This is a genomic window from Patescibacteria group bacterium, assembly GCA_024238995.1.
GTDB lineage: Bacteria > Patescibacteriota > Minisyncoccia > Minisyncoccales > JANBVM01 > JANBVL01.
On record JANBVL010000001.1, the window covers coordinates 21,761 to 37,943 of the forward strand.

The following is a 16,183-nucleotide window of genomic DNA, read 5'->3' on the forward strand; positions in this document are numbered from 1 at the left end:
ATTAATAGTTAAAAAATCAATAGCAGTATGGATATTAGTAAAATTATAGGGTGGCTGGTTTTTTCAGCTGGCATGTTAATAATAGTATTCACAGTTTATACAACTTACAATATTTTCACAGGGAAAGACCTGCCTCCTCAGATTATTAAGCTGGATATTGGCCAGCCTAAAACATCAACTGAAACTGATTTTGGCACTGATCAAATTGGTCAGATAATATCAGAACAGTTATCAGGACTTTTACCCTTAGATAGCTTGCCCTATATATTGAATCTAGTTGCCTGGACAATAGGAGCAGGTATTTTTATTCTAGGTGGTTTTAAGATTTCTGAATTAGGAATTAAATTGATTAACAAATGATCGCTATTATAAGGCAAAATATTGTTTGGGAATATATCAGGTGGCACTATTTTCATGCTTCAAAAACTATTTTAAAGAATTGGACCAATTACCTTAAGTTTGGATTGGATTATTTTTCTGTTGGCTTGCTTTTGAAAACACTTTTTTCTCCTTGGAGAAATTACAGATGGTTTTATCCAAAAGGCTTTGATTTTGGAAAATACTTTGAAGTTGCTTTTTCAAACTTAATTTCCAGGGTTCTTGGTTTTATTCCAAGAGTGATTTTAATAATTATCGGTGTTTTATTTGAAGTATTAGTTGTTTTTTTTGGTGTTTTGTTTTTTATAACCTGGTTAATATTACCTGTAATTTTAATCTTTGGGATTTATCATGGGATCAGACTTTCAATTTAATTTAAAAAAGACAGAGATATATAGGGCAGTGGTTTTAGAGAGAAACATGTTTTTTAAATTTAGGAATATTTTTAGAAAACTGTTTTTAGTTTTGTTTTTTATTTTCCTGGGCTTGCTTATTTACCTCTCTTTTACCAGCAGAAGGCTTCTTGGTTTTTCAATTTTGTTTTTTGTTTTATATATTAGTGCTGTTATAAAAAGTCATTTCTTAGATTTTTTTAAAAAACCAAAACAACTTGTTCCTATTGAACAAGCTTTATCAAACCTTAAAGAATATAATTTAGCAGAGTTTTTAGGATTTGAAACAGCTAAGGCAGTTTCAAGTGCAATTAAGCTTTGCCGTTCTAAGGGGCTTTCTAAAACAACTTCATCAGCCTTACTTTATTTTTTAATAAAAAATAATCCTAAGTTGAATTTTGTTTTTTCTCGGGCACTTTTAAATATTAAGGATATTGAAAAAAAGCTGCTTGATACAGTTGAAAAAAGCGAGAAAGGTGAATTTAAGCCAGCTTATTGCGAACTTTTTAAACATTCAATGTTAGAAGCTTTAGAAAATGCTAAGAATAAAAATCATTCTAGGATTAGGCTTTTTGATATATTAGCTCCTTTGTCAAAACATAATTCAGTTTTTAAACAAGTCTTAATTGATACTAATTTAAAATCAGAAGATATTTCTAACTTATCTAATTGGTTAGAAAGAGTGGAAAATGAACTAGCTGAAAGGAAAAAGTTTTTTGAATGGAAAAACTTAATAAGGTCTGGTTCTTTAGGCAAAGAATGGTCAACTGGTTATACTGTTAATTTAGATAGATTCTCTGCTGATTTATCAGAAAGGGCTAAGGCAGGAGTTTTTTCTCAGATAATTGGCCATGAGAAGGAAATTAAAGCAGTAGAAAGAACTTTAGCTAAAGAAAAGGAAAATAATGTTTTGCTTGTTGGAGAACAAGGAAGCGGAAGAAGAATTATAATTGAAGACTTGGCTAAAAAGAGTTTTCTCGGAGAAAGCATAAAAGAACTGAATTATAAAAGAATAATAGAGCTTGATTTATCATTACTGCTTACTCAAGTCACTAATTCCCAGCAAGCCGGAGAGGTTTTAAACTTAATATTTGATGAAGCTGTTTCAGCTGGCAATGTGATTTTAGTTATTAATGATTTCCACAACTTTGTTGGTGGAGTTCAAAGACCTGGAGCCTTAGATATTACAAGCATAATAAGTCCTTATTTAAATCTGCCTCAGTTTAGAATAATAGCTGTCACTAGTTTTAAGGGGCTTCATAAATATATTGAACAAAATCCTTCAATCTTGACCTTTTTCGGAAAAGTTGAGGTAAGGGAAATCTCTCAGGAACAGTCTTTAACAGTTCTGGAGAATTTAGTTTTTCAAAAAGAAGTAAAATACAAACAATTTATTTCCTATCCAGCCCTAAGAGATATTATTAAGTTTAGTGAAAAATATTTAGCAGAATCTCCATTCCCAGAAAAAGCGATTGACCTATTAGATGATGTTGTTTCTTATGTGTCCCAGATAAAAGAAAAGATAGTTTTACCAAAACACGTTGCAGCAATTGTGTCTGAGAAGACTGAAATTCCAGTAGGAGAAATTGAAACAAAAGAAAGGGAAAAACTGCTTAATTTGGAAGCTTTGATACATAAACGAATAATTAACCAGGAAACAGCTGTTAAAGAGGTTGCAGAAGCTCTCAGGCGCGCTAGGACTGATATTTCTATACGCAAAGGGCCAATGGGTGCATTTTTGTTTTTAGGGCCAACGGGAGTAGGTAAAACCGAAACAGCTAAATCTTTAACTAAAATTTATTTTGGCAAAGAGCAGAAAATGATTCGATTAGACATGTCAGAATTCCAGGAAATTTCAGACATAGAGCGCTTGATTGGTTCTATTGATAAAGAAGGTTTGCTGACTACTAAAGTAATAGAAGATCCATTTTCTTTAGTTTTACTGGATGAAATAGAAAAAGCTCATCCAAATATTTTGAATTTGTTTTTACAGGTTATAGATGAAGGGCATCTTACTGACGGACTGGGAAGAAAGGTTAGTTTTAAAAACACAATTATCATTGCTACTTCTAATGCTGGATATTTAGTAATTCTTGACGCCTTAAGAGAGAACAAAAAAATGGAAGAAATCAGAGAAGACCTTATAAATTATCTGTTTAAAGAAAAGATATTCAGGCCAGAATTCATTAATCGTTTTGATGCCGTTGTTTTGTTTAAAGTATTAACCAAAGAAAATCTTTTAGCTATTTCAGGACTATTACTTAATAAGCTTAAAAAGAATTTAGCTAAAAAAGACATTGAATTTATTATTACTGATAGTTTAAAGAAAAAAATTGTGGAGCTAAGCTATGATCCTAAGTTTGGAGCTAGGCAGATGAATAGGGTGATTCAAGACAAGATTGGTAATGTTTTTGCCAAAGCCTTGCTTAGCAATGAAATCAAAAGAGGGGATAGAGCAGAATTAGAAGCTGAAGATTTTAAATTAAAAGTTAATCCTTAACATTGCCATAATTTATGAAGTATGACGTTGTAATTATTGGAGCAGGTCCAGGGGGCCTGTTTGCTGCTTATAAACTTGCAGGAAAAGCAAGGGTTGCTATTTTTGAAATGGGAAAACCGATTGAAAAAAGAACATGTCCTAGCGATTTAACCAATACTCATTGTCCCAAATGTTCACCCTGTAATATAACTTCTGGTATTGGAGGGGCAGGCGGTTTGTCTGACGGAAAGCTGAATTTTGTAAACCCTAAGTATTCTTCAAGCTACACGGTTGGGGGAGATTTTAGTCTTTTTGACAAAGATTATCTAACAGGAAAAATGGAAGAAGTAGAAAATATTTTTTTAAGACATGGACCTCCTAATGAGATTTATGGCGAAGACAAAGTAAAAATTAACAAGTTGCTTGAAAAAGCCAATCGGGTTGGAATAGAGTTTGTGCCAGTAAAACAAAGGCACTTGGGAAGTGATAGGCTGCCTAAAATTATAAAAAGCATTGAGAATTATTTAAGAGAGAAAAATGTTGAGATATTTAGTCAAGAAACAGTTTTAGACATTAATCCAAGAGAGAAAAAAATAAGAACAGCAAAAGGAAAAGAGTATCATTACAAGACCTTAATTATTGCCGTAGGAAGAGAAGGGTCAGAATTTCTTGAAAAATGGACCAAGAAATATGATTTTGAAGTCAATAACAAGGTAAAGTTTATTGATGTTGGGGTTAGGGTTGAAGTGCCAGCCTCAATAATGAAAGAAATAACTTCAGTAGTCTATGGCCCAAAGCTTAGAATTGTTACCAAAAAATACGATGACTGTTTAAGAACGTTTTGTGTCTGCCCTCATGGCTGGGTGATAAGAGAAAGTTATGGGGACTTTTGTTTAGTTAATGGACATAGTAGAAACAAAGAAAAATCAAATAATACAAATTTTGCCTTATTGGGAAACTATAGATTTACCGAACCTTTTAAAAACCCAAATGAATGGGGAAGAGATTTGGCAAGATTAACAACAAAACTTGGTGGAAATAATCCGATTGTTCAAAGGTTAAAAGATTTAAGGATGGGCAGAAGAAGCACTGAAAATAGAATTAAGAATAATAAATTAGTTCAGCCCACCTTAAAGACAGCCATTCCTGGTGATATAAGTTTGGCTTATCCTGGAAGAGTAATAGAGAATATTTTAGATGCCCTGGAGCAGCTAAATAAATTTTTACCAGGCGTGAATGAAGATTCAACCTTGATTTATGCTCCAGAAATAAAGTTTTATTCTTTGAAACTAAAAATTGATAAAAACATGAGAACAAGCACTCCTTTTGTTTATGCAATTGGAGATGGAGCTGGAGTAAGCAGGGGAATAGTGGGAGCCGCAGTTACTGGATTAATTGCAGGAGAGAATATAATGAAAATTTAGTTGTTGTTTTACTTAATATTTAAAACAGAGGGTTGCTATCTTGGGCTTAATTTTCTCATAAAAAAATACCGATATGGAAAAAACCATATCGGGGTGGGTGAGAGAGTCTAAACTCTTTCGCCTTTGAAGTTGATGAAGAATTCCTCTCCATCTTTTTTTACGCGAGCTACTCCTTTTTTATTAAAGGTACTCGCGTAATCAAATGCTTGTGGGTATGCCTTGGTTCCGTTAAGGTAGATATGGAATTGTTTATATTTACACTCTACGAGAGCCAAAACCTCTCCGCTTGGAACCTTAACGAATTCTCCTATGAATCCGTAGTTTCCGTTTTTTTTCATGATTGCTTCTCTGATTTTGTTGTGATTCAGTCTTTCTTCCATCTTTTTCACTTTCTGTAAACTGGTATTAGTTTACTTAGTAAACTATAACTACAATATATCAAAATGTCAAGTTTTTTATAAAATCTAACTTTTCAACTTGCCATTTGACATCTTTTCAGGACAGGACTATTGTTATTTTAGTGAGCTAATTTATTAGCTCTTTTAAATATAAAACAAAAGGAGAATACAGATTTGAAAAAAACAATACGAATTGAAAGATTTAAGAATAATCCTTTGTTGGTACCAGACCAGATTCATTGGAAAAATAAGAGTATGTTTAACTGCGGGGTTATTATTGATGATGACGGCCTATACAAAATGCTCTTTCGTGCTGCTCATACTGAAGATCAATCAATGTCTAATTGCGGATTAGCTTTAAGTATTGATGGAATAGAGTGGTATGTACTGGACAAGCCAGTACTAAAATGTGGATTTAACGACCATTGTACAAAGGGAATTGAAGATCCACGAATCGTAAAATGGATCGATGGTTGTTACTACGTTTTCGCAACAGTTTGCTCAGAAAAAGGTGGAAGAGTGGGTATCTGGAAAACAAAAAACTTCCTTGAATTTAAATGGATTGGTATTCCATTTAACCAAGAGGATAAAGATGCTTCTATTTTTCCTGAACCAATTAAAGGTTTTGTATATCTAGTCCACAGAAAAACTCCGCACATATGGATATCTCGGACAAGAGAATTGTCATTAAAAAATGGCTGGCAGAATAGCCAAATTCTGATAAGAAAAGAAGATTGGTATCCTGACCCTAATACTGGCAATATTCCCGACAAAATTGGGATTGCTGGGCCACCAATAAAAACTCCCAAAGGTTGGCTCTTGATTACCCATATTGTTCATCGTTGGGACAAGGAAACAACAAGATATTCTTATCTTCTTCACAGGTCGTATTCTCTTGGGTTTGCAGTGCTTGATTTAGAAAATCCTACAAAGATTCTCTATATTCATCCAGAACCCATACTGTGGCCAGAAGAAAGATATGAAATTGTTGGTGCTATTCCTAATGTTGTTTTTAGCTGCGCTGCCGTTGATCCTGGTGAAGACTCCCTTTATATTTATTGGGGAGGAGCTGATACCGTAATCTGCGGTGGTAGGCTTATGAAAAAGGATCTTGTGATGTCAATCAATGGACAAGAAACACCATTATTTCCAGAACACTATTGAACATATTCCTATATATAAATGTAGCACGTAGAATGTCATTAATTGATAGTTTATTACTACGTGCTTTTTTCTTTCTAATTTTACATAAAAGCCCTAAAATATTAATTTTAATATCATACCTGTGGATTTCCTGTGGAAAATTCACTGTTTTTATATTCATTTTAACATAAATTGATTTTCGCTTGACCTGTATATATTTTTAAAGATAAAATACAATCAGGTGGGAAATTGTGGATAAGTATGTTAATAAACACCCATCTCTGTGGATAACTATGTTTATTGGTGAATACTTGTACACAATTGATCACAAGAAGAGATTAGCTATTCCTTCTAAATTTAGAAAAAGCTTGGGTAAAAAAGCAATTGTTACTAAAGGAATAGATACCTGTTTAGTTGTTTATCCAATTGCAGAGTGGGGTAAAGTAGCTAAAAAACTAGAAAGCTTGCCAAGCAGCAAAACAGATGCCAGGGGATTTATAAGAATAATGTTGGCTGGAGCAGTTGATGTTAATCTTGATAAGCTTGGAAGGGTATTGATCCCTGATTATTTGAAAAAATACGCAGGTCTTAAAAAAGATGTAATTATATTGGGTTTGTCTAATAGGGTTGAGGTCTGGGACAAAACAAAATGGAATACATACAAACAGAAGACTGAAAAAGACATTGGGGACATGGCATCAAGATTAGAAGAACTAGGAGTGTAGATGCACAAAAGCGTTCTTAAAAAACAAGTTTTAAAATACTTAGATTCTAAGTCAAATGAAAACTTTATAGATTGCACATTTGGTCTAGGCGGACACAGCATAGATATTTTAAAAGAAAACAAGCCAAAAGGAAAAGTGCTGGCAATAGAATTAGACAAAGAATTGCATAGGAAGGCAGTTTCTAAAAACATTGATAGATTAGTTTTAATAAATGATTCTTATAGCAATTTAAAAAAAATTGTTAAGGAAAATAATTTTGAATCAGTTTCTGGAATTTTGTTAGACTTAGGATTCTCAAGTTGGCATTTGGAAAAATCAGGCAGGGGATTCAGCTTTAAAAAAAATGAGCCACTTGATATGAGATACAATATTGATTTAACAAAACTAACAGCTGAAGAAATTGTAAGCCAATGGTCAGAAAAAGATATTGAAAAGATTTTAAAAAAATATTCCCAAGAAAAGTTTGGTAAAAGAATTGCCAAAAACATTATAGAACAGAGAAAAACAAAACTCATTAAAACAACATTTGATTTAGTTGAAATCATTAAAAAAGCCGTACCTTTATGGTACCAACATAAAAGAATTCATTTTGCAACCAGAACTTTTCAGGCATTAAGAATAACTGTTAATGACGAGCTGAATAATATAAGACAAGCTTTACCCGATGCATTAGAAGTTTTAGAAAAAGGAGGAAGATTAGTTGTAATATCGTTCCATTCTTTAGAAGACAGAATTGTGAAAAACTTTTTTAAAAATCAAAAATCATTAAATATTTTAACAAAAAAACCAATAAAGCCGAGCAAAGAAGAGATAATTAATAACCCGCGCTCAAGAAGTGCCAAACTTCGAGCAGCAGTAAAAATTTAAAAATATATGACTAAAATACTTGCGTTAAAAACAGGTTTGAAAAATTACCACATTATTTTAATTGCTTTAATTTTCGCTTTAGTTTCAATATACATTGTCCAGGTAGGAGGTTTGGCCAAAGACAGATACCTGCTCGGTTCTTTTCAAAAACAACTTAATTCTCTTTCAAACAACAATAAATTTTTGGACATAGATTTTTCAAAAATGAATTCTTTGTCTCACATTGATCAAATCCTGGCAAAGAACAGTGGTTTTGTAAAAACAAATAATGTAAAATATATAAAGATAGTAGAGGGTTCTATTGCAAGCAGGCTTCGTTAATTTAACCTTTTAACATTAAATGAAGAACTGGAGGATTAATTTCATCTTTATATTATTTTTATTTGTTTCAGGCGCTGTTACTGGTCGCTTGGTATCTCTTCAGATTTTAGAGGGTGATTTAAATAAAGCCTTGTCTCAAGGGCTTTTTGCTTCTTTCGAAAATTTTCAGGCTGATAGAGGAGAGATTTTTTTAAAAAACAAAGAAGCTTTAGCTATTAACATTGACCTGCCTTTTATTTTTGTAAACCCTAAAAAAATTCAAGACATTGAAAAAACAGCTCAAGTTTTCAGTGAAATACTTGGCTTGGAAAAAGACTTTATACTTGAAAAATTAACAATAAACAGCTCTTATTCTTTAATTAAAAAAAAATTAACTAAAGAAGAGGCTCAAAAAATAACTGATTTAGATTTAGAGGGTGTTTTTCTTAGCGAGCAAAAAGAAAGATATTACCCTCAAATAGGATTAGCCTCGCAAGTGATTGGTTTTTTGAGCGCTGAAGGAACAGGCCAGTACGGATTAGAACAGTTTTATGATGAAGCTTTGCAAGGGAAAATAGGGCTTGACCAAGATAAAAAAGGAGATGATTTGGTTTTAACAATTGATTATAATATTCAGTATGAGGCAGAAAGATTGCTTGAAAAAGTAAAAAAAGATTTAGATGCTGAAAAAGGCCAGATAATTGTTATAGAACCTTATTCTGGTAGAATTTTAGCAATGGCTGATGTTGATAATTTTGACCCTAATTATTATCAGCAGTATGCAGGAGATCTGGCTGTTTTTAAAAATAGATCTACTCAGGCATTATTTGAACCAGGTTCTGTTTTCAAACCAATAACAATGGCAGCAGCTTTAGAAGAAGAAAAAGTAACGCCAAAAACTACTTATACTGATACGGGTTCAATAACAATTGGCAGTGATACTATTTACAACTATAACAAGAGAATTTATGAACATGAACCTACTATGACTGAGGTGCTTGAAAAATCAATTAATACTGGAGCTATTTTTGTTCAAAGAGAGCTTGGCCCTAATTTATTTTTAAAATATGTTGATAAATTCGGGTTTTTTGAACCAACTAAAATAGATATACAGGAAGTTTATTCACAAAATAATGAACTTAGAACAGCCAGGGACATAAATCTAGCTACAGCTTCATTTGGTCAGGGAATAGAAATGACGCCAATTCAACTGGTAAGAGCATATTGTGCTATTGCCAATGGCGGTAAATTAATAAATCCTTATTTAGTAGAAAGTTCCATATCTTCTGATAAGGAAATTAAGAATCATGCTGAGACTGAACAAGAACAAATTATTTCTTCTAAGACAGCATCTCAGGTTACTGCAATGTTAGTAAGCGTGGTTGAAAATGGTTTTGCCCAATCAGCTAAAATTCCAGGATATTTTGTTGCTGGCAAAACAGGCACTGCCCAGGTTGCTTATTCTGCTTTAGGTGTTAAAAAATCAGGTTATTCTGACAAAACAATCCAGACTTTTATTGGTTTTGCTCCTGCTTTTAATCCTAAATTTCTAGTTATGGTTAAGCTTGATAATCCAAAAACAAGAACAGCAGAATATTCTACTATTCCAGTGTTTAAAGATTTAGCAGACTATATTATTAATTATTATCAAATTCCACCAGATTATGAATAATATTATTTCAAAAATTAAATTCATTTTTAAAAAGCAAAAGATTGTTTTAGTTGTGGGTAGAACGAATCAAAGTGTTTTTAATACGATTATAAAGATTTTAAATCCGTATTTTAAAATTGGGAAAGAAGTTTTAGTCTTTAAAACAGAAGATAAAGAAATATTTGATTATGAGTTTTTTTTAAAAAATTCAGAACAAGCAATATTGGTTATTACTAACGTAGGTGATATTCCTTGTGATAGTGATTTTTTTGCTGGTGAAAGAGAACCTATTGAAAATACTAGGAAATTAGTTGAAAACCTGCCTGAAAATACTAATTTGGTTTTAAATTTTGATGATGAAACATCACGAGAAATAGGGGATTTAAAGAAATTCAATACTTTAAGGTTTGGCTTGCAGAAAGAGGCAGATTTTAGAGCAAGTGATATTAAATTAAATGGTGGAACTAATTTTAAAATAAATTATAAAGGCAAAATTGTTCCTGTTTGGTTAAAGAATGCATTTGGTAAAGAACAGATTTATTCTGCTTTGGCTGCTGGATGTGTGGCAAGCGTTTTTGATTTGAATTTAGTAAAAATTTCAGAAGCTTTTAAAAACTATCTGCCCTTAGATGGAAGGATGAAATTAATTAAAGGAATCAAAAATAGTTGGGTTTTAGATGACAGTGCATCATCCAGTGTTTTTTCAATGATTGAAGCAATTGAAGTTTTAGGCAAACTTCAAGGATATAACCGCAAAATCGCGGTTTTAGGGGATGTTCTTAATATTGGGAAATACACAATTGAAGCTCATGAAGCAATAGGGGAAAGAGTGGCTAAAAATGCGGATTTATTATTTGTATTTGGCCAGCGCGCTAAGTTTATTGCAAAAGGCGCATTTGAAAAAGGAATGAAAAGTGAACAAGTTTTTGAGTTTGATGCTGTTGACCAAGGCAAATTAAAACTCCAAGACATAATTGAAGAAAATGACATTATTTTAGTTGATGGTTCAAGCGAAATGCAGATGAACAAGATTGTTAAAGAAATAACAGGACAATAGGTTTGAAATTTTAAAATGTTGTGTTAGATTGGGTTAAATGGCCCCATCGTCTAGCGGCCAGGACGCCTGGTTCTCAACCAAGTAACAGGGGTTCGATTCCCCTTGGGGCCACAAGTATCTGCTTAAATCTACGTTTATCTATATTAAATAACAACACAATAGTGTGAACATATGAAAATAGGAATTGTATTGCAATCAAACAAACCAGAGCATGTTTGAAACACTTTCCGTTTCGGTATCACTGCCCTTAAGGCAAACCATCAGGTAAAGGTTTTTTTGATGAATGAAGGAACAGAAATTGACAGTGTTCCTGACACAGACAAATTTGATATTTCTCATAGGATTGCTGAATATCAAAATCTGAAAGGAGAAATCTGTGCATGTGGAACCTGTTTAAAAGTTCGTAAAAAAAAGGAACTAAAGTCTGTCCAATATCTACAATGTCAGACTTACTCAAGATGGTTGAAGAAAGTGAAAAGATATTGGTGTTTGGTTAATTAATATTTGATGTTTTAAAAAGCTTAAGAAGTTTAATCCGCTTTTTTTTGTTTTCACTTTAAGCTAAAATGGTTTAATGGCTAATTTTTTCTGGCACAATTTAAAAATAAAAGAGATAGAAAAGATTTTAAGAACCAACATTGTCAAAGGCTTGGATGAAAAAGATGTGAAGCTTCGCCAGTTAGAATTCGGAAAAAACAAACTCCCAGAAGAAAAACCCTTATCCAGACTTGCTATCTTTTTAGAACAATTTAAAAGCCCTCTGGCATATATTCTGGTAATCGCAGGGTTTGTTGTTTTATTATTAAAGGAATTCACTGACGCAGTGGTGATTTTCGGCGCTGTTTTTTTAAACATAATTATTGGTTATTTTCAAGAACATAAAGCTTCTCAGGCTTTAGCAAAATTAAAAAAGATGGTAGAACACCATGCGGAAGTTTTACGAGAGGGAAATTTAAAAATTTTAAACTTAGAAGAATTAGTTCCAGGAGATGTCGTTGTTTTAAATCCAGGAGACATAGTTCCAGCTGATGGAAGAATAATAGAATCTAACGCTTTAAAAATTAATGAAATGGCTTTAACTGGTGAGTGGCTTTCAGCAGAAAAAAAACAAGAAGTGATGCCCAAAGAAACTCCTTTAGCTGACAGGGACAACATGGTTTATATGGGAACAATTGTTGAAGATGGAAAAGCGAAAGTATTGATTGTTGAAACAGGGGCCCAAACTGAAATAGGGAAAATAGCTGAAATGATTAGAGAGACAAAAGAAGAGAAAACGCCTTATCAGAAAAAATTAGCAAGTTTTTCAAAGGTTGTTGGTGTAGTAATTGCATTAATTTGTGTTTTTATTTTTATTGAAGGAATTATAAAAGGATTTGATTTTATTGAAATGTTTATTACTGCTGTGGCAGTTGCTGTAGCAGCTATTCCCGAAGGTCTGCCAGCAGCAATGACTGTTGTTTTGGCACTGGGCATGCAAAAGATTTTGAAAAAAGGAGGATTAGTCAGGAAGCTGTCTTCGGCTGAAACATTAGGAAGTACTTCAATTATATGTACTGATAAAACAGCAACCTTAACTGAAGGGAAAATGGTAGTTTCTGATGTGTTAACAGTAAATCAAATTCTGCAGAAGGATCAAAGTAAAAAAACAGAATTTTTCCCTTTAAAGATTGCCTCTTTCACTTCCGAGGCATTTATTGAAAATTCTAAGAGTCCAAAAGAAGAATGGATTTTCAGGGGAAGACCTACTGACAAAGCTCTTCTTAAAGCTGGCATTGAAAAAGGAATTAAAGCTTATGGATTAAATTTTCGCAAAAGCAAAATAGCTGAAATCCCTTTTAATCCAATTAATAAGTTTGTTGGAGCAGTAATTCAGAAAAAAGACGGAAGATTTCTGTACGTCTCTGGTGCGCCAGAGAGAGTTTTAGACCGTTCTCAATACATTGAATTAAAAGGCAAGAAATTAAAGTTAACTGAGAAAAGATTAGAAACTATTAATGAACAGCTTGAAAAATTAACTGGCGCAGGCCTGAGAATAGTAGCATCAAGTTACAGAAAAATTAAGAACATTGATTCAATGACTGAAAATCTAGAAAAAGAAGTTCACAGCCTCATTTTCACTGGTTTTGTCACCATAAAAGATCCTTTAAGAAAGGATGTAAAAGAAGCAATCAGGGTTTGCAAACAAGCAGGAATAAAAACAATTATTATCACTGGTGACCATAAGCTAACAGCAAAAGCAGTAGCCCGTGAATTGGGCTTCCCAACAAAAGAAGAAAATATTTTAGAAGGAAAAGAGCTGGATAAATTAACAGATGAGAAATTCAAAGAAGTTTTAAAAAAAATCAGAATCTATGCCCGGGTTGAACCAAAACACAAAACAAGGATTGTTGAGGCTTGGCAAGAGCAAGGAGAGGTTGTGGCAATGACAGGGGATGGTATTAATGACGCCCCAGCTTTAAAAAAAGCAGACATTGGAATAGCGATTGGTTCTGGCACTGAGGTGGCGAAAGAAACTTCAGATATGGTTCTTTTAAATAACAGTTTTTCAGTAATTGTAAAAGCAGTTGAAGAAGGAAGGTTAATTTTAGACAATATTAGAAAGGTAATTACTTATCTTTTAAGCGACAGCTTTACAGAAGTGATTTTAATTGGATTCAGTATTTTTCTGAATTTTCCTTTACCTATCACAGCTGTTCAGATTTTATGGGTTAATTTAATTGAAGACGGCTTGCCAGGTATTTCTTTAGCTTTTGAGCCGAAAGAAAAACATTTAATGAAGCGAAAATCTCATGGCCACAATGCCCCTCTTTTAACCAAAGAAATGAAAGTTTTAATTTTCATTATTGGATTGATTACTGATATTTTACTTTTAGGTCTTTTCTTGTGGCTGATAAAATATTCTGGCTATGAAATTCCCCACATTAGGTCAATAATCTTTGCTGGATTAACTATTGACTCGTTATTTTATGTTTTTTCCTGTAAAAGCTTACGAAGAAATCTTTGGCACATTAATCCCTTTTCCAATAAGTTCTTAGTCTTTGCCTGGATTTTTGGTATTGCAATGTTATTACTTGCTCTTTACCTTCCCTTTTTACAAATTCTTTTAAAGACAGTTCCTTTAAACCTTTTTGACTGGCAGATAATTTTAGGACTGGGAGCGCTTAATGTAACTTTAATTGAAGCTACCAAGTGGTATTTTATAACAAAAAAACAATATGACTAATTCATTTAAAAAGATTATTTATCCAGTAGCTACATTATCGGGCACTATTATAGGGGTTGGCTTGTTCTCTTTGCCCTATATAGCCTCAAAAACAGGCTATTTATTGATACTTGGTTATTTTTTAGTTTTAGGAGCCATTGTAATGACAATTCATTTAATCTTTGGAGAATTGGCATTAGCCACGCCTGATTTTAAGCGTTTGCCTGGGTTTGCAAAATTGCATCTAGGTGAATGGGCAAAAAAAATAACCATGTTCTCTACGGTTTTTGGAATATCTGGATCAATCTTGGCTTATCTTATTGTGGGCGGAGAGTTTTTAAACAGCTTACTTTCTCCAGTTTTTGGAGGCAGTGCTTCTTTTTACAGCTATCTTTATTTTTTCTTAGGAGCAGCTTTAATTCTCTTTGGCATTAAAGCAATAGCTAAAATAGAGTTTTGGTCATTAATTTTATTCTTTTTGATTCTATTTGCAATTTTTTTGAAAGCTAATGATTTCATAAACGTGGCTAATTTTACAGTTTTTCCCTTGAATTTTAAAACAGATTTTAAATTATCAGCATTATTTTTGCCCTATGGTCCCATTCTTTTTTCTTTGTGGGGGGCTGCTTTGATTCCTGAAGCCGAAGAAATGCTGAGGAAGAATAAAAAACTGCTTAAGAAGGTAATTATTATTGCTACTATAATTCCAATAATAATTTATCTTTTTTTTATCTATCTGATTTGGGGCATTACAGGCCCTCTGACAACAGAATCAGCATTAATAGGATTAAAAAATTATTTGGGCGATGGAGTAGTCAGCCTGGCTTTGTTTTTAGGAATTTTAACAACTTTCACTTCTTTTATTGCCATAGGACTGACTCTTAAAAAAATCCTCTGGTATGATTTTAGAATGGATAAGAATTTAGCTTGGTTTCTAACTTGTTTTATTCCCCTGGGACTTTTCATTTTAGGATTTAAAAGCTTTATTCACGTTATAGGTTTGGTTGGAGCAATAGTTCTTGGCATTGATGGAACTTTGATTTTATTAATGTATAGGAGTCTTTTATTGAAAAAAAAGGAAGTAAAAAAATCTTTGTTAGTTTTTCCTTTAGTTTTCGTTTTTGTTTTTGGTATAATATATGAATTAATATACTTTTTAAGATAATGACCTGGATATATATTTCTATTTTTATTGTTTCTTCTTTTATTTTAGTGCGCTCTGGAATGTGGGTAGTTAAAGCGCTTATCAGAATTGCCCAGTTTCTAAAATTAAGAGAATTTATAGTAGCCTCCTTTTTAATGGCTTTTGCAACTTCTTTGCCTGAGATTTTTATTGGCATTACGTCAGCTATTGCTAAAAAGCCTGAACTCCCTTTTGGGGTTATCATCGGCTCTAATATCGTTGCCCTTACTGTTATGGTGGCGCTTGGAGCGCTATTTGGCAAAGATTTGCATGTCAAAGGAAGGGTTTTGCAAAAATCTGCTTTATACGTTGCGCTTTACAGTCTTTTGCCTTTGTTATTGATACTTGACGGCATGTTTTCTAGAGTAGACGGACTGATTTTATTGGTAGCTTTAGTTTTTTATTTTGCTCGGCTTATAGCTGAGGAAGAAAGATTTAGAAAAGTGTTTAATAATCAATTAAAAGGATGGCATCATTTCAAAATATTTGTAAAAGACATGTTTATTTTTTTAGCTGCAACTGCCATGCTTTTGTTAAGCGCTGAAGGAATTGTTTTTTCTGCTTCACAATTAGCTGAGACTTTTAACTTATCATTAATGGTTATTGGAGCGTCTTTGGTGGCTTTAGGGACCTCTCTTCCTGAAATAGCTTTTGAAATAAAGGCAATTAAAATGGGACACAAAACAATGATTCTCGGCGGTATAATGGGATCAGTTGTTATTAATGCTACTTTAGTTTTAGGCCTTGTAGGATTGATTTCACCATTTGCAATTATTGATTTTTCCCCTTATTTGATAGGAATTATTTTTACCTTAATTGCCAGTTTATCCTTTATTAGTTTTGTAAGAAGTGAACGGAAAGTGACTGAGCTAGAAGCTTTGTTTTTACTTGGAATCTATGTTCTTTTTGTGATTTCTGAGCTTTATTTTAGGTAAAACAAAGACCTTGACAAAATTTTAAAGATTTGCTATAGTGTAAATACTA

Annotated in this window: 14 protein-coding genes and 1 tRNA gene; 14 read left to right on the forward strand and 1 reads right to left on the reverse strand. The window is 32.7% G+C overall.

What is annotated here, in order from left to right; translation table 11 throughout:
* The first annotated feature begins 27 nt into the window (after positions 1 to 27).
* The 4 genes from KJI70_00150 to KJI70_00165 are packed head-to-tail and all read left to right on the forward strand — an operon-like array spanning position 28 to position 4,673.
* Positions 28 to 360, forward strand: coding sequence for a hypothetical protein (locus KJI70_00150; GenBank protein ID MCP6717946.1), 333 nt, complete (start codon positions 28 to 30; stop codon positions 358 to 360).
* A complete protein-coding gene (locus KJI70_00155) occupies positions 357 to 752 on the forward strand; it encodes a hypothetical protein (GenBank protein MCP6717947.1) in 396 nt (131 codons plus the stop codon). The genes KJI70_00150 and KJI70_00155 overlap by 4 nt, the downstream gene beginning before the upstream one ends.
* Complete coding sequence (locus KJI70_00160; protein MCP6717948.1) at positions 730 to 3,270, forward strand: ATP-dependent Clp protease ATP-binding subunit; 2,541 nt, start codon at positions 730 to 732, stop codon at positions 3,268 to 3,270. Before KJI70_00155 ends, KJI70_00160 begins: the two co-directional genes overlap by 23 nt.
* Positions 3,271 to 3,284: 14 nt before the next feature.
* Positions 3,285 to 4,673 (forward strand): NAD(P)/FAD-dependent oxidoreductase, encoded by a 1,389-nt coding sequence (locus tag KJI70_00165; protein ID MCP6717949.1) that lies wholly within the window; start codon positions 3,285 to 3,287, stop codon positions 4,671 to 4,673.
* A gap of 107 nt (positions 4,674 to 4,780) precedes the next feature.
* Here KJI70_00165 and KJI70_00170 read toward each other — a convergent pair whose 3' ends face one another.
* On the reverse strand, positions 4,781 to 5,053 hold the full coding sequence (locus KJI70_00170) for a hypothetical protein (GenBank protein MCP6717950.1): 273 nt from the start codon (positions 5,051 to 5,053) through the stop codon (positions 4,781 to 4,783).
* Positions 5,054 to 5,326: 273 nt separating this feature from the next.
* Here KJI70_00170 and KJI70_00175 point away from each other — a divergent pair, with 273 nt between their 5' ends.
* The 10 genes from KJI70_00175 to KJI70_00220 all read left to right on the forward strand — a co-directional run bounded on the left by KJI70_00175 (position 5,327) and on the right by KJI70_00220 (position 16,134).
* On the forward strand, positions 5,327 to 6,235 hold the full coding sequence (locus KJI70_00175; GenBank protein ID MCP6717951.1) for a glycosidase: 909 nt from the start codon (positions 5,327 to 5,329) through the stop codon (positions 6,233 to 6,235).
* A gap of 272 nt (positions 6,236 to 6,507) precedes the next feature.
* The gene (gene mraZ, locus KJI70_00180; GenBank protein MCP6717952.1) at positions 6,508 to 6,939 is read left to right on the forward strand and encodes a division/cell wall cluster transcriptional repressor MraZ; all 432 of its coding nucleotides are present in this window, start codon (positions 6,508 to 6,510) and stop codon (positions 6,937 to 6,939) included.
* Positions 6,940 to 7,806: a 16S rRNA (cytosine(1402)-N(4))-methyltransferase RsmH gene (gene rsmH, locus KJI70_00185; GenBank protein ID MCP6717953.1), complete on the forward strand. Its 867-nt coding sequence runs from the start codon at positions 6,940 to 6,942 to the stop codon at positions 7,804 to 7,806.
* A gap of 6 nt (positions 7,807 to 7,812) precedes the next feature.
* Positions 7,813 to 8,127 carry a hypothetical protein gene (locus tag KJI70_00190; protein ID MCP6717954.1) on the forward strand — a complete coding sequence of 105 codons (315 nt, stop codon included), beginning with the start codon at positions 7,813 to 7,815 and terminating at the stop codon, positions 8,125 to 8,127.
* Positions 8,128 to 8,146: 19 nt separating this feature from the next.
* Complete coding sequence (locus tag KJI70_00195; protein MCP6717955.1) at positions 8,147 to 9,778, forward strand: penicillin-binding protein 2; 1,632 nt, start codon at positions 8,147 to 8,149, stop codon at positions 9,776 to 9,778.
* Positions 9,771 to 10,814, forward strand: a complete 1,044-nt coding sequence (locus tag KJI70_00200) for a Mur ligase family protein (protein MCP6717956.1) — start codon at positions 9,771 to 9,773, stop codon at positions 10,812 to 10,814. The genes KJI70_00195 and KJI70_00200 overlap by 8 nt, the downstream gene beginning before the upstream one ends.
* Positions 10,815 to 10,853: 39 nt before the next feature.
* Positions 10,854 to 10,925 (forward strand) — tRNA-Glu (locus KJI70_00205).
* A gap of 463 nt (positions 10,926 to 11,388) precedes the next feature.
* Positions 11,389 to 14,037: an HAD-IC family P-type ATPase gene (locus tag KJI70_00210; GenBank protein ID MCP6717957.1), complete on the forward strand. Its 2,649-nt coding sequence runs from the start codon at positions 11,389 to 11,391 to the stop codon at positions 14,035 to 14,037.
* Entirely contained in the window at positions 14,030 to 15,181 is a 1,152-nt protein-coding gene (locus KJI70_00215; GenBank protein MCP6717958.1) for an amino acid permease, read from the forward strand. Before KJI70_00210 ends, KJI70_00215 begins: the two co-directional genes overlap by 8 nt.
* Positions 15,181 to 16,134 carry a hypothetical protein gene (locus tag KJI70_00220; GenBank protein MCP6717959.1) on the forward strand — a complete coding sequence of 318 codons (954 nt, stop codon included), beginning with the start codon at positions 15,181 to 15,183 and terminating at the stop codon, positions 16,132 to 16,134. Before KJI70_00215 ends, KJI70_00220 begins: the two co-directional genes overlap by 1 nt.
* Positions 16,135 to 16,183 lie beyond the last annotated feature (49 nt).